Source organism: Cryobacterium sp. CG_9.6 (assembly GCF_029893365.1).
Taxonomy (GTDB): Bacteria; Actinomycetota; Actinomycetes; order Actinomycetales; family Microbacteriaceae; genus Cryobacterium.
The window spans coordinates 2070772-2084546 of record NZ_JARXUZ010000001.1; the positions used below are offsets into that span (position 1 = coordinate 2070772).

At 64.0% G+C, this 13775-nt stretch carries 14 protein-coding genes; 4 read left to right on the top strand and 10 right to left on the bottom strand.

Going from position 1 to position 13775, the window contains the following annotated elements:
- Positions 1 to 3: 3 nt before the first annotated feature.
- The 4 genes from H4V99_RS09525 to hrcA form a co-directional block, all read right to left on the bottom strand.
- Positions 4 to 381, bottom strand: a complete 378-nt coding sequence (locus H4V99_RS09525; protein WP_280677698.1) for an HIT domain-containing protein — start codon at positions 379 to 381, stop codon at positions 4 to 6.
- A 19-nt stretch (positions 382 to 400) separates the two neighbouring features.
- A complete protein-coding gene (locus H4V99_RS09530; protein ID WP_280677700.1) occupies positions 401 to 1156 on the bottom strand; it encodes a 16S rRNA (uracil(1498)-N(3))-methyltransferase in 756 nt (251 codons plus the stop codon).
- Between the two features lie 15 nt (positions 1157 to 1171).
- On the bottom strand, positions 1172 to 2275 hold the full coding sequence (dnaJ, locus tag H4V99_RS09535; RefSeq protein WP_280677702.1) for a molecular chaperone DnaJ: 1104 nt from the start codon (positions 2273 to 2275) through the stop codon (positions 1172 to 1174).
- A 69-nt stretch (positions 2276 to 2344) separates the two neighbouring features.
- Complete coding sequence (hrcA, locus tag H4V99_RS09540) at positions 2345 to 3373, bottom strand: heat-inducible transcriptional repressor HrcA (RefSeq protein ID WP_280677704.1); 1029 nt, start codon at positions 3371 to 3373, stop codon at positions 2345 to 2347.
- 167 nt (positions 3374 to 3540) lie between these two features.
- Here hrcA and H4V99_RS09545 point away from each other — a divergent pair, with 167 nt between their 5' ends.
- Both H4V99_RS09545 and H4V99_RS09550 read left to right on the top strand, forming a co-directional pair.
- Positions 3541 to 3987, top strand: coding sequence for a DUF4870 domain-containing protein (locus H4V99_RS09545; RefSeq protein WP_280677705.1), 447 nt, complete (start codon positions 3541 to 3543; stop codon positions 3985 to 3987).
- An 82-nt stretch (positions 3988 to 4069) separates the two neighbouring features.
- A complete protein-coding gene (locus tag H4V99_RS09550) occupies positions 4070 to 4444 on the top strand; it encodes a DUF4870 domain-containing protein (protein ID WP_280677707.1) in 375 nt (124 codons plus the stop codon).
- A 9-nt stretch (positions 4445 to 4453) separates the two neighbouring features.
- Here H4V99_RS09550 and hemW read toward each other — a convergent pair whose 3' ends face one another.
- The 3 genes from hemW to lepA are packed head-to-tail and all read right to left on the bottom strand — an operon-like array spanning position 4454 to position 8187.
- Entirely contained in the window at positions 4454 to 5677 is a 1224-nt protein-coding gene (gene hemW, locus H4V99_RS09555; protein WP_280677709.1) for a radical SAM family heme chaperone HemW, read from the bottom strand.
- A gap of 4 nt (positions 5678 to 5681) precedes the next feature.
- Positions 5682 to 6326, bottom strand: coding sequence for a DUF1990 domain-containing protein (locus tag H4V99_RS09560; protein ID WP_280677712.1), 645 nt, complete (start codon positions 6324 to 6326; stop codon positions 5682 to 5684).
- A gap of 4 nt (positions 6327 to 6330) precedes the next feature.
- Positions 6331 to 8187, bottom strand: a complete 1857-nt coding sequence (lepA, locus tag H4V99_RS09565) for a translation elongation factor 4 (RefSeq protein WP_280677714.1) — start codon at positions 8185 to 8187, stop codon at positions 6331 to 6333.
- A gap of 268 nt (positions 8188 to 8455) precedes the next feature.
- Here lepA and rpsT point away from each other — a divergent pair, with 268 nt between their 5' ends.
- Both rpsT and H4V99_RS09575 read left to right on the top strand, forming a co-directional pair.
- Complete coding sequence (gene rpsT / locus H4V99_RS09570; RefSeq protein WP_280677717.1) at positions 8456 to 8719, top strand: 30S ribosomal protein S20; 264 nt, start codon at positions 8456 to 8458, stop codon at positions 8717 to 8719.
- Between the two features lie 157 nt (positions 8720 to 8876).
- Entirely contained in the window at positions 8877 to 9452 is a 576-nt protein-coding gene (locus H4V99_RS09575) for a hypothetical protein (RefSeq protein ID WP_280677719.1), read from the top strand.
- Positions 9453 to 9481: 29 nt separating this feature from the next.
- On the opposite strand, the gene holA is transcribed toward H4V99_RS09575, so the two are convergent.
- The 3 genes from holA to H4V99_RS09590 form a co-directional block, all read right to left on the bottom strand.
- Positions 9482 to 10546 carry a DNA polymerase III subunit delta gene (gene holA, locus H4V99_RS09580; protein ID WP_280677721.1) on the bottom strand — a complete coding sequence of 355 codons (1065 nt, stop codon included), beginning with the start codon at positions 10544 to 10546 and terminating at the stop codon, positions 9482 to 9484.
- 91 nt (positions 10547 to 10637) lie between these two features.
- Positions 10638 to 13055, bottom strand: coding sequence for a ComEC/Rec2 family competence protein (locus H4V99_RS09585; protein ID WP_280677723.1), 2418 nt, complete (start codon positions 13053 to 13055; stop codon positions 10638 to 10640).
- Positions 13052 to 13744 (bottom strand): helix-hairpin-helix domain-containing protein, encoded by a 693-nt coding sequence (locus H4V99_RS09590; protein WP_280677725.1) that lies wholly within the window; start codon positions 13742 to 13744, stop codon positions 13052 to 13054. The genes H4V99_RS09585 and H4V99_RS09590 overlap by 4 nt, the downstream gene beginning before the upstream one ends.
- Between the last annotated feature and the right edge of the window lie 31 nt (positions 13745 to 13775).

Consider the following 13775-nt stretch of genomic DNA (forward strand, 5'->3'; position numbering starts at 1 on the left):
GTCTCAGAGGGAGCCAAGGGACCCCTCACCGAGCGTGGCGCTGTCGTCGCGCACTCCCATCACGTGGGCATGCACATGAAAAACGGTTTGCCCGGCGGCCGCTCCGCTGTTGAAGACGAGCCGAAACTCACCCTGAGTGCGCTCATCCGCGATGGTGGACGCCATCCGCACGAGTTCAGCCAGGAGTGTGGGATCCCCCGCGGCGAGCTCAACAACGTTGGCGTACTCGGCGGTCTTCGTGGTGATCACGATGTGCACCGGCGCCTGCGGCGCAATGTCCTCAAAAGCGATGAGGTGATCGTTCTCTGCCACGATCGTCGCCGGAATCTCGCGAGCGACAATGCGACTGAAGATGGACGGTTCTGCGCCGGGAGAAGACATATCTCTATCTTAAGCGCGACTACCAGCGTCCGAGGGTCGCATTGAGGATTGCCAGGGCGGCCGGTCCGGCCGTTGATGTGCGCAGCACCGTGTCGCCCAGACGCACCGGGGTGGCACCGGCCTGTTCGAGCAGGCTCAGCTCCCCCGGCGCAATGCCGCCTTCGGGTCCCACAACGAGCAGGATCTCCCGGTCCTCAGGCTGGTTTCGGTCCCCGAGGGCAGAAATCTCGGTGAGCCGACGTGCGGCCGTGGGCTCCAGAAGCAGCATGCGACTGGTCCCAGCAAGCACGGCGAGCTGCTTGGTGGTGCACAGGGGCCCCACCTCGGGGAGCCAGGCCCGAATGGACTGTTTGCTCGCTTCGCGCACGATGCTCGACCACCGCTCGTGACCCTTGGCGATCTTGGGGCCTTCCCATCGGGTGACGGAGCGCGCCGCCGCCCACGGTATAACGCCGTCGATCCCCAGTTCCGTGGCCGCCTGCACGGCCATTTCGTCACGATCTCCCTTGGCCAGAGCCTGAACTAAGCGGATGCGTGGCGTCACCACCGGCACCTCTGTTGCCGTCTCCACACGCAGCGTGAACTCTGCCGGATCGGCCGTGACCACCACGCCAGCCAGCATCAGGCCGGCTCCGTTTCCGATCAGAAGATTCTCACCGGGCCGGATACGACTGACCGTTACGGCGTGGCGCGCTTCGGCTCCCGTCACGCTCACCACAGCCCCGTTGTGACAGTCCTCGGCACGAAGCTGTGGTTCCAGATAGAAATTGGCCACGATGAGGGTCCGCGCCTAGCCCAGAAAACGATCGCGGAGTTTGGCGAACAAACCCTGCTGGTACTGGCTCAGCGACGGTGCCGGTGCGGAATGACGAGCGGCGAACTGTTCAATCAGGTCGCGCTCCTTGTGATCAAGCCGAGTCGGAGTCACAACCTGGATACCAATTTTCAGGTCTCCACGGCCGCTGCCACGAAGCTTCGTCACACCACGGTCTTTAATCGTGAGAATCTCGGAGCTCTGCACGCCGGGCCGAAGCTCAACGTCCACGTCCCCGTCGAGCGCTTTCAGCTTGACGGTCGTGCCGAGAATGGCCCCCGTCATGGCGACCTCGAGGGAGCACAGCAGGTCGTCACCGTCGCGGCTGAAGACGTCATGGTGGCGCACCTTCATTTCCAGGTACAGGTCGCCGTTGGGGCCGCCGGCCGGGCCGATCTCACCGCTGCCGGGCATCTGCAGGCGCAGGCCCGTGTCGACACCGGCCGGAACATCGACCGGCACGGTGCGCCGAGCACGAACACGGCCCTGACCGGAGCAGGTGGTGCACGGCGTGGCGATGATCGTGCCGTAGCCACGGCAGGATCCGCAGGGGCTGCTGGTCATGACATTGCCGAGCAGCGAACGCACGGCGCGCTGAATGCTGCCGGTGCCGCGACAGATGTCGCACGTGACCGGGGCGGTGCCAGGCTGGCAGCACGATCCCTTACACGTATCGCAGAGAATAGCCGTGTCAACCTCGAGATCGCGATGCGTTCCAAAGATCACCTCGGCAAGGTCGAGTTCCACGCGAATGAGAGCATCCTGGCCACGTTCACGACGAGACCGCGGGCCGCGCGTTGACCCGCCACCTCCCCCAAAGAAGGTTTCAAAGATATCGCCGAAGTTACCGAAGTTCTGGCCTTCAGCGCCACCCCCCTGTCCGCCGCGATCATACTTTTGCCGCTGGGCGGAATCGCTCAAAACATCGTAGGCGTGCGTCACGCTCTTGAATGTTTCCGACGCCTCAGCGCCGGGGTTCACGTCCGGGTGCAACTGTCGTGCGAGGCGTCGATACGCCTTCTTGATTTCGTCGGTGGTCGCATCGCGGCTCACACCGAGGACTTCGTAGTGGTCAGCCAAAGGTGGCTCTCCTTGTTGATCTGTTGTCTATTGGTCTGTTTGTCTGGTGAATGATGGAGAAGTCTGAAACTAGTTCTCGCCGAGGAGGCGGGAAAGATAGCGGGCCACGGCTCGAACAGCAGCCATGTTGTTGGAGTAATCCATGCGGGTGGGCCCGAGCACACCCAATCTGGCCAGGTTGCCATTCGAGGAGTACCCACTCGTGAGCACGGAGGTTTCGGCGAGCCCAAAGGGGGCGTTCTCCCGCCCGATGCTCACCGATACCCCGTGCTGATCTGTAGCCATCTCGCTAAAGAGTCGGAGCAGAACAACCTGCTCCTCGATCGCTTCGAGCACGGGGTAGATGCTCCCCGAGAAGTCTTCCTCGGTGCGCACCAGATTGGCGGTTCCGGCCATGACCAGTTTGGTCTGGCCGTTTGCGGCCACCTGCTGACTGAGCGTGAGCGTGATCAGATCGACGATGACGGAGAACTCTTGATCCTCCGGCGGCTGCAAGGGGGGCTGGGCGGTCAGGGCGGCTGCGGCCTCCGTCATGGTGAGTCCCACAATGGTGGCCATGACGCGCGACCGCACTCGCACGAGCGTAGCCTCGTCCACGGGGCGGGGCAGATCAATCACCCGTTGCTCCACAGCGCCGGAATCCGTGATGAGCACGGAGAGAACGCGGGTCTCGGTGAGGGATACGAGCTCAATGTGCCGCACCCGCGCGCGGGACAGCGAGGGGTACTGCACGAGAGCAACCTGATGCGTCAGCTGCGACAGCAGCCGAACACTGCGAACAAGAACCTCATCGAGGTCGGCCGAGTGGCCGAGGAACGTTTCAATGGCTTGCCGTTGAGCGGGTGAGAGCGGACGCAGGTCGGCGAGGTGGTCGACAAAAACGCGGTATCCCTTGTCGGTAGGAATTCTCCCCGACGACGTATGGGGGGCGGCAATGAGTTCCTCCTCCTCAAGGAGGGCCATGTCATTGCGGATCGTTGCGGCCGACACACCGAAGGCGTGACGATCGACGATGGACTTCGACCCCACGGGCTCGCGAGAGGCCACATAGTCCTGAACGATGACGCGCAAGACATCGAGACCACGATCAGAAACCATCGTCACGCCTCCCAACTCGTCGCGTCTACCCATCTGCTGGCACTCGTAGCGCCTGAGTGCTAATCATAACGCGCTGCGGACAACATCGCCCATTGCCCCCACACTGGGGTCGCAGTACCGTATGCGTATAACCCGGTCCCCACCCGTTCATTCTGAAAGGCATGATCATGACCGATTCAAGTTCCCAGCCCCCTCCAGAACCACCTCAGGGTCAGGGTCAGTCCCAACCACAGCCCCCGTATCCGTCGTCCAGCCCCGTCGTCCCGCTCACGGAAGCCTCGGATACTCAATGGGCGTCTCTTGCCCACCTCGGAGGAATCCTGTGGATTCTTCCCTCACTCGTCATCTGGCTCACCTTTCGAGACCGTGGTCCACGTACCAACGTAGAAGCGAAGGAAGCACTGAACTTTCAGATCACCTTCCTGATTGCCTGGTTCGCGGTGTTCTTTGTCGGAACCTTCCTGGCCCTCGTCACCTTCGGCATCGGCTTCCTCATCTCGTTCCTCGGGTTTGCCCTCTGGATCGTGAACGTGGTGTTTTCGATCATGGGCTATATGGCGGTCAAGGAGGGAGGCAGCTACCGCTACCCGGTTTCCCTGAGAGTGATCAAGTAACCGTAAGAATCCAGACACTGCCGGTACGCTGTGTGTGCCGGTGGCAGAGCGCCACACCGCGGTACTCGATCCAGGAGACCGAATGTCTGATGCCACGCCATCCGCTGACCCCTACAAAGCCCCCGCCGCACCGCTCAGCCCGGCAGACGAAAAGCTGTGGGCGACGCTGATCCACGTGGGTGGGATTTTTCTCTACGTGATCCCGTCTCTTGTGGGATACCTTCTCTTGCGGGAGCGTGGCCCGTTCATTCGCGCTCAGAGCGCCGCAGCACTGAACTTTCAGATCACCGCTGCTATCGGTTATCTGGTGTCGTTCGTTCTCACGGCCATCCTGATCGGTTACGTGACGGCCGTTGCCATCTGGGTACTCTCGGTGGTCTTCAGCATCATTGCGGGGCTCGCCGCCAACCGCGGTGAGGCCTACACCTATCCTCTGTCCTTCAAGTTTGTGAGCTAGCCGCCACCGTCAGTCGGTGATGCGACGCACCACCGCGTCGGCCAACAGTCTGCCGGTGAGCGTGAGCTCGAGGGTCCCCGACAGAGCAGCCCGGGCGTCCACCAGCTCATCCGCGATGAGGCCGGCGATTTCGTGGCGTCCCGCTGCGGATAGCGATGCGATCGGAATTCCGGTGCGGATGCGACTGAGCAAAAGTACACGTTCGAGTTCCCGCGTGGCGTCGTCGAGCGTCTCGCGCCCCACAGCGGGAGAGACCCCGCCCAAGACGCGCTCGGCGTAGGCGGCCGGGTGCTTCACATTCCACCACCGCACCCCGCCCACATGACTGTGTGCGCCGGGACCCACTCCCCACCAGTCCTGGCTGCGCCAATACGACAGATTATGGCGAGACTCGTGGGAGGCATCCGTTGCCCAGTTGCTCACCTCGTACCAGTGATAGCCGGCTGCGGCCAGAAGCTCGTCAGCCAGTTCATAGAACTCGGCCTGCTGGTCGTCGTTGGTGGGCACGATGTCACCGCGACGAATTTGCCGCGCCAGCTTGGTACCCTCTTCGACGATGAGCGAGTACGCACTCAGGTGGTCGGGAGCCTGAAGAATGGCGTGTTCGAGGCTCGCGCGCCAATCGTCAATGGTCTCCCCCGGGGTTCCATAGATGAGGTCGAGGCTCACATCAAGGCCCACGTCGCGCGCCCAGCGCACGACCAGCGGAACGCGTTCCGGGTCATGGGTGCGCTCGAGCGTGGCGAGCACACTCGGTACGGCCGATTGCATGCCAAACGACACTCGGGTGAAACCTGCCGCCGCGAGGGACTCCAAATAGGCGGCGTCGACGGAGTCCGGGTTGGCCTCGGTGGTTACCTCGGCTCCCGGTGCGATACCCCACTCGGAGCGCACGGCCTGAAGCATCTTCGCGAGGTCGGTGACAGGCAGCAGGGTGGGCGTTCCGCCGCCGAAGAACACGGTGGACGCGGCTCGCTCCGGCAGACCAGATTCCCGCAGGATTCGCCCCGCAGACTCGACCTCCAGCACGGCCTGACTCGCGTAGTCGCTCTGCTTGACGCCGCGCAGTTCGGTTGCCGTGTAGGTGTTGAAATCGCAGTAGCCGCAGCGCACGCGGCAGAAGGGCACGTGCAGGTAGACGCCGAAGTCGCGCTCTGACGCGCCAACGGATGCCGACGCCGGAAGGAGGCCGTCGGCCGGGGCCGGATCGCCGAGCGGAAGTGGACCAGCCATACGCTTACAGCGCCCCAACCGGGTGAAGCGAAGTGAGATAACGGCGAGTGAACCGTTTTTGCTGGAGACGGAGGAACGGCGACGCGAGACGGAAGTACCAGGTGCTGGGGCGGGAGAAGGCACGCAAAATGAACCAGACGGAATCGTCGTCCCGCTTTTCCACCACGAAGGACTCTTCACCGCTGGCCGGATGCCCCTTCATCGTTCCGTAGGCGAAGCCCACCCGGTTTGCCTCGTCAATGACGTAAACCACTCGTACGGGTGCCTTCACCCGCAGCGGACCTACGTGGACCTCAAGTTGCGCGGTCATGCCGTTCATGATGTACGGCGTGCCGTCCTCAGCAAAAACGGCTTCGCCGGTCACCGGTCGTGCGGGAATTGGCGTCCCGTCGGCTTCGAACTCCACCGGGACATACTGCACTCCCGTGCCGTTCTCGAGGTCGGTGACCCTCATGCCACTACCGCGCTGCACGCCCCAGGTCATGAGGAGCTTCGATGCCACGTGGAAGCGCTCGTCACCGCTGCCGAGCCGCACACTGCGTTCCAGTGGGCGGTGCCCTTTGGGTGGGTACTGCATGAGATCGGGCGCGAGCGTACCACCGATGGCCCCATAGGTCACGGCGGCATCGGTGAACGTGGAACGTCGCATCCGGCTACTTCTTCTCTTTCTTGGGGGGTTCGTCGCCCGACAGAGCGGCGATAAAGGCTTCCTGGGGCACCTCGACGCGACCCACCATCTTCATGCGCTTCTTGCCCTCTTTCTGCTTTTCGAGCAGCTTGCGCTTACGGGAGATGTCACCGCCGTAGCACTTGGCGAGCACATCCTTGCGAATGGCGCTGATCGACTCGCGCGCAATGATGCGAGCACCGATCGCGGCCTGAATGGGCACGTCGAACTGCTGGCGCGGAATGAGCTTACGCAGGCGACCGGTCATGAGCACGCCGTAGTCGTAGGCCTTGTCGCGGTGCACAATGGCGCTGAACGCGTCAACCTGCTCGCCCTGCAGCAGAATGTCAACCTTCACCAGGTCGGCTTCCTGCGAGCCGGTGGGCTCGTAGTCCAGGGAACCGTAACCGGCGGTGCGACTCTTCAGATTGTCGAAGAAGTCGAACACGATCTCACCGAGGGGCATGGTGTAGCGAATCTCCACCCGATCCTCACCGAGGTAGTCCATGCCGAGAAGCGTGCCGCGGCGGCTCTGGCAGAGTTCCATGATGACGCCCACATAGTCCTTGGGTGCCAGAATCGCCGCCTTGACGATGGGTTCCTCTACCTTGGCGATCTTGCCGTTCGGGAACTCGCTCGGGTTCGTGACGGTGACGGTCTTCTTGTCATCGGTCGTGACCTCATACGGCACGCTGGGGGCCGTGGTGATCAGGTCGAGGCCAAACTCCCGGTCGAGGCGCTCCGTAATGATCTCCAGGTGCAGCAGTCCGAGGAAACCACAGCGAAAGCCGAAGCCGAGCGCAACGGATGTCTCGGGCTCGTACCCGAGGGAGGCATCCGACAGCTTGAGCTTGTCGAGGGCCTCACGAAGCGCCGGGAAGTCGCTGCCGTCAATGGGGTAAAGACCGGAGAACACCATGGGCTGCGGCTCCGTGTAACCGGGGAGAGCCTGCGTGGCGGGCCGGGCCGCGGTCGTGACGGTGTCGCCCACCTTGGACTGGCGCACGTCCTTCACGCCGGTGATGAGGTAACCGACCTCGCCGACGCCGAGGCCCTTCTTGCTGATCGTGGGTTCGGGAGAAATGACACCGATCTCGAGGATCTCGTGCGTGGCACGGGTGGACATCATCTGGATCTTCTCGCGCGGGCCGAGATTACCGTCGATCATGCGCACGTAGGTGACAACGCCGCGGTAGCTGTCGTAGACCGAGTCGAAGATCATGGCGCGGGTGGGAGCGTTCGGGTCTCCGACCGGGGCGGGGATGGAGCGGGTGGCGAGGTCGAGGAGTTCGGAAACGCCCATTCCCGTCTTGCCTGATACTCGCAGCACGTCTTCGGGCTTGCCGCCGATGAGGCTCGCGAGTTCGCGGGCGTACTTGTCGGGATCTGCCGCCGGCAGGTCGATCTTGTTGAGCACCGGAATGATGGTGAGGTCGTTCTCGAGCGCGAGGTACAGGTTGGCCAACGTCTGGGCTTCGATGCCCTGAGCCGCGTCAACGAGAAGAATGGCACCCTCACACGCGGCCAGGCTTCGGGACACCTCGTAGGTGAAGTCCACGTGCCCGGGGGTGTCGATCATATTGAGGGCGTAGGTGACACCGCCAAGTTCCCACGGCATGCGCACAGCCTGGCTCTTGATGGTGATGCCGCGCTCGCGCTCAATATCCATGCGGTCCAGGTACTGGGCTCGCATGGAACGCTCGTCGACCACTCCCGTGATCTGCAGCATCCGGTCGGCCAGCGTGGACTTCCCGTGGTCAATGTGGGCAATGATGCAGAAGTTACGGATGAACTCGGGCGGAGTGGCGGCCGGTTCAAGCGCCTGAAGGGCTCTCGGTGACATAGTTTTTCCATTCTTTCATGTCCGGGCCGTGCGCGGGGCCGCGCTCGTCTAGGGCGGTGGCGCTCTTTCCGGCCGTCGCTGCACCGACGATTGTGGGGTAACGCCTTCTACTGGTATCGTTGGCCGTTGACTTGCGTGTTGGGTCCCACCCCACACGATTTTCGCCGTAGTAGCGCCCTCTATCGCTCAGCGGCACACCGAATCGGGCAGTCTGAACCACGCAGCACTCAGGCTGTCCCACACAAAAATCTAACGAAAGCGTAAAAACGTGGCAAATATCAAGTCGCAGATCAAGCGAATCGGCACCAACAAGAAGGCGCAGGAGCGCAACAAGTCGGTCAAGAGCGAGTTCAAGTCGGCCATCCGCGCGACGCGTACCGCCATTGCCGCCGGCGACAAGGACAAGGCAGCCGTCAGCCTCGCCTTTGCTTCCAAGAAGCTCGACAAGGCCGTCAGCAAGGGTGTTATTCACCAGAACCAGGCAGCAAACAAGAAGTCGGCCATCGCGAAGGCTGTTTCCGCCCTCGTCTGATGCCCTCTGTGCGATTCTGACGGGTGTCTCGTCGGACTCGCAGCACTCCTGGCCCTCGCCTTAGGCGGGGGCCATTCGTGTACCTCCCGGCTGACGGGGGCCTGCCACCCCTCTTGGGGCACCTCGGTGATCTGTGATGCGGCGCTAGACTGACGCCGTGATGAGCTCTGACACCTCAAGAAACGACGCCAACCCGCGCGAAGCAACCCCGCGCGAACCGGGCTTACGCCCCGCCAGACTCGCGGCCGCTCTCGCTGCGGGCGGCGCAGCCGTGCTCACGGTGTGCATTCTGTTTCTCACCACCAACAGCGGTTCGATCTGGCCGTTCGTCGGCCTTATCGGCGTTGTCTGCCTTCTCGGGGTAACTGCGCTGTGCCTGACCATCGACGCCGACCACCCACCCACCAAGAGGCGCCGCAGCCTCGCCGCACTGGCCGGGGTCGCGGGACTCAGTGCCGTCGTGGCCATGATTGCCGTGCGACTTTTCGTTCCGGCCTCGGATCAGACCGTGCTCGTGCAATTCTCTGATCCCTCGGGACGGGTCGTGATCGAATACTGCCCCACGCTGCCGAGTTCCTTCGAAGCGCAGGCACGCCCGGCCGACGTGGCGGGAACGGCGTCGACCATTCCGGTGCGGGTGACCGCCGATATCTGCGGTAACCCGGAGTTCAACGACGGCATCTGGCTGTACCTGCAACGATCCGGTGTCACCATCGCCATGGCTGCGTCGTAGCCGGGGATTAGCCGGGCACTAGCCGGTCACTAAACGCTTCCTCGCCGCGCAATAACGCCAATCAGGCGCTCGAGCACGAAGACCGGGTCCCGTCCGCCACCCTTGACCCCGGCATCCGTTTCGGCCAGCAACTCAATGCAGCGTGCCAGCCCCTCGTCGGTCCAGCCGCGGAGGTCTCGTTGCGCCCGCTCCACCTGCCACGGCGCCAGGCCCAGGGTCGATGCGAGCTGACTCGCCGACCCGCGGGCCCCGAAGACCTTGGCCATGGTTCGAATTTTGCTGGCGAACGCGGCAACGATGGGAACAGGGTCGGCTCCGGACGCGAGCGCATGGCGCAGGGTCAACAGCGCCTCCCCGTTGCGACCGGCAATTGCGGCATCCGCAACCTTGAAGGCGTTCGTTTCCACTCGTCCGCCGTAATAGCGATCCACGGTGGTCTCGGTGATCTCTGACGTGGCATCGGAGATGAGTTGGTGACAGGCCGCCGACAGCTCGGCGAGGTCGTCCGAGAAAGCGGCAACGAGGGAGCGCAGGGCACTCGCCGTGACCCGCTTGCCGGCGGCCTTGAACTCGGCCGAGGCGAACTCGTACTTCTCGGTGTCCTTCTTCAGTTCGGTGCAGACGACCTCGATTCCGCCGCCGGCACCACCACGAATGGTATCGAGCAGCTTCTTGCCCCGCACTCCCCCACCGTGGCGCAGCACCACGTAGGTGTCCTCTGCCGGGTTCGTGAGGTAGTCGAGGGCTTCGGCGAGAAAGGTGTCACTGCACTTCTCGACCGAGCTCACTCGAATGAGCCGGGGTTCCCCGAAAAGAGACGGGCTGGCGAGCGTCAGGAGCTCGCCTGGCGCATAGCTGTCGGCCTGAACGTCACTGATTTCCAGACTCGGGTCTTCGAGTTTCAAAAAATCACGGAGCTGGCGGATGGCTCGTTCCGCCAGAAAAGTCTCGGTACCCGACACGAGCACAATCGGTGCCGGGCGAACCTGGTGCCAGCCCACCTGAGGGATCGTGGTCTTGGGTGCTGCTGCTCGCTGTGCTGGTTTTCGCTGTGCTGGTGCGGCCCGGCCTGCTCCCTGTGCTTTCCCGACCATGCGGTTCCCTTCGATTGCAGCCTCAAGCTTAACCCGCGTCGCACAAGGCGCCGTTTTTGATCATGTGCCTAATTCGCTCCTGCCGCCTGGTTCAGCCCGGCGTCACCGGCCGTTCACTCCAGACCAGGAGCGTCCCATCGTCGGCCGCTGACACCACCACCATGCCCTGCAGATCGGTGCGCTCAACGTGAATAGCCTTCGAACTCAGCATGTCGAGCAGATGTCGGGTGGGATGCCCGTAGGTGTTGTCGGCTCCCACGGAGACCAGGCCCACGCGGGCGCCCAGCGCCTCGTAGAGCGCCGCACTCTGGTCGGAGGATCCGTGATGGGCCACCTTCACGACGTCAACCCGGCCGAGCGGCGACGCCCTCAGTAGTGCGTTCTGCGCGTCTTCGCCGAGGTCGCCCAGGAACACCGACCGGATGCCGCGCCCCGCGAACTCGATCGTGACGCTTCCCGGGTTCCCGGTTTGCATCCGGGTGGAGCCGCTGACGGGCCAGAGAATGCGCCAGTCCAGTACACCGAGCGTTCCCTGGTCCCCTGCAGCCGTCTGTCGCACCGTCGCACCACCCTGAGCAAGCTGCTGGTGCAGACCCTCATCCTCCGCATTTTCGGGGATCCCCACCAGGGCGGTATCCACCCGGCCCAGCACTGCGCGGAGCCCGCCCACATGGTCAAGGTCGTAGTGGGTGAGAACGAGAAGGTTGATCCGCGTGATGCCCAGCGTCGACAAACAGTCCTCGAGCAGTGCCGGATCGGGGCCAACGTCCACGAGCGCATATCGACTGTCACCCCGACTAGCATCCCGACTGGCATCCCGCACGACCACCGCGTCTCCCTGACCGATGTCACAGGCGGCGATCTGCCAGTCGGCCGGGAACCGTGCAGCACGGCCGATCTGGGACCCCAACAGGGTTCCGGCGTAGGCGCCTGTGCAAGTGAGCAGAACGGCCAGAGCCGCCGCTGACCATCGCCGTGATCGACTCTCCCGACGAGCGAGGAGGAGGGTGAGAGCCAGCCCGGTCAGAGCGGCGAGGGCGAGAGCTCCCGCCACTCCCCCCAGCCACGGCAGGCTGTTCCCGGGCAAGGCGGCCGTGGTGCGGGCAACGGCGGCAATCCACGCCGACGGAAGCCACGCCAGGTGTGCCAGAGCGGTGGCCAATCCCGGGAGCACCGGCTGCGCGAGGCAACTGAGAAGACCAATAACCGTGGCGATCGGGGCGGCCGGTTCGGCGAGCAGATTCGCCGGCACCCCATACAGGGCGACCGTGGGGTTCAGCAGGAGCAGCACGGGTTGGCAGGCAAGCTGTGCGGCGAGGGGAATGGAGATCACCAGGGCGAGCCCGCTCGGCATCCACCGCCCCAGCGCCCGGGCCAGCGGACCGGCCAGCACCAGCAGTCCGGCGGTCGCGAGGACAGACAGCGCAAAACCATAACTGTGGGAGAGCCACGGCTCAATGAGGAGCAACACCAGCACAGACAGGGCAAGGGTGGGAAGACCACGTCCCGGACGCCCCATGCCGAGAGAAACGAGGGCCACGCACGCCATCACGGCAGAACGAAGAACGCTGGGTTCCGGCGTGACCAGCACCACGAAGCCCGCCAGGGCCACCAGGGCCAGCCCAATGCGTACGCCACGACGCAGCCCCACACGGCCTCCCAGGAGCATGATCCCGGCAATCACAATGGCACAGTTTGCGCCAGAAACCGCCGTCAGGTGGCTGAGCGAGCTGGACTTCATGGCGGCATCAAGGCTGAGGTTGACCGACGATGTGTCGCCGATGGCCAAGCCGGGCAGCAGATCTCCACCATCGCCCGGCAACCGGCCCGCGTTCTGGGAAAATTCCCACCGCAGGTCATTGGCCCACGCCAGCATCCACCCCGGTGGCTCCAGAGACCGAGGTCGCTCCGCTGCAAAAAACAGTGCCGCGGTGGTGTCACCGGCGGGCGTGAGTGTGAGCGTACCCTCCAGGCGAACGACCTCGCCAATGCGCAGCTGCATGCCCTCCGCCGGCTGAGCCGAAGCAAAGACGAGCAGCGGCACCCGCACATTGGCGACCCCGGCAGTCTTCGACCCGGGCACGGTGAGATCCGACGCGGTTGCGCGAAAACGCACCCGTTCCAGTGAGCCGGCTCCGGCACCCACACCGCCCGGAGCCGACATGGGAAGAGACCAGACGGTTGCCGTGACGCTCAGCGTTTGATGCTTTCTGGCGGCCACCTCCAGCACCGCTGGCACGCGCAGGGGTGCATGAACACCCACCACGACGGACGTGAGGCCGACGATGGCGCCGCACACCAGTAGCGTGCCCCAGACCGGACGTGCCGCTGCGCCGACCCGCGTCCGGTGCGTGGGCCGTGTGCGCCAGAAGAGGAGGCACAGACAGATCACTGCAAAGACCGACGAGATCACACCCACCAGCCCCACACTGCTCGGAACAGTGACGAGCAGCCCTGCGCTCAGCCAGCACACCGCCGCGGGAACCACCAGGCGAAGATCTGGAATCATACTGTGACCAGATCCTTGAGCGCCTCGAACCTCTTATCGCCAATCCCGGTGACATTGCGCAGGTCGTCGATGCTGGTGAAAGGACCGTTGACGGTGCGGTAATCCACGATTCGCTGGGACATCATCGGGCCAACGTTTGGAAGGGTGTCTAGCTCGGTCACGGTGGCGGTGTTGATGTTGACCGGTGCGGAGGGGCCGGTCGCCGCTCCAGCCGCCCCGCCAGCCGGGACTCCGACAGGCGGTGCAGGAGGCACTTCCCCCACCTGCGGAACGTAGATCTGTTCCCCGTCGACAAGCACACGGGCAAGGTTCACGCCCGTCGGATCAGCAGTCCCGGTGAGTCCCCCCGCCTGGGCCACCACGTCCATCATGCGTGAGCCGGCGGGTAATTCGAAGAGCCCCGGGGCCTGAACCGCGCCCAGCAGGTGAACAAATATGGCGGGTGCCGCCGAGGGCGGGGCGTCAGCGAACAATTCTCCGGTGGTCGGTGGCGCGGAGCCGATGTTAGCGCCGTCGACCGGCCTGACCACGGCCTCCCCTGGCGGCTGGGTGAGCGCAGAAACCAGAACCGCAGTCACGAGAGCCGCGATCAGCAGAACGATGGCTGCGCCCACTCCCAGGCGCAGCCGCGCGCGCGGCCGCACAGCAGAGGTCAGCCGGCCATGGTCGTCACGGGGATCAATCGTCATCTCCGCACGCTAGGCGCGACCGTGGTGACGG